The following is a 384-nucleotide window of genomic DNA, read 5'->3' on the forward strand; positions in this document are numbered from 1 at the left end:
AAGGGGGGAATGTGTGCAAGATCCGGGGGTGTAGTGTTGTCGAAGGGGGCAGTTGGTGGTGGTGTTTCGGTGTCCGCTGTTGGCGTAGTGGCTACAGGGTCGGTTGGCAGAGTGTTGTCTACGGGGGCAGTTGGTAGTGGCGTTTCGGTGTCCGTTGGCGGGGTGTTGTCAACTGGGTCAGTTGGTGGCGTGGTGTCTACCGGGTCAGTTGGTAGTGGTGTTTCGGTATCCGTTGGTGGCGTGTTGTCAACCGGGGCGGTTGGCGGGGTGTTGTCTACCGGGGCTGTTGGGAGTGGCGTTTCGGGTGGCGGTGGTGGCGTGTTGTATACAGGGCCCTTTTGTAGCGTGTGGTTGACCGCGCGTGCTTGGTGTCGCGTTTCGTGG

General features: G+C 60.7%; 1 pseudogene. It reads left to right on the forward strand.

Annotation, left to right across the window (positions count from 1 at the left end):
• Positions 1-9: 9 nt before the first annotated feature.
• Positions 10-384, forward strand: a pseudogene (locus B1A85_RS23755) (hypothetical protein); the annotation flags it as partial.

The organism is Chroococcidiopsis sp. TS-821, assembly GCF_002939305.1.
GTDB lineage: Bacteria > Cyanobacteriota > Cyanobacteriia > Cyanobacteriales > Chroococcidiopsidaceae > Chroogloeocystis.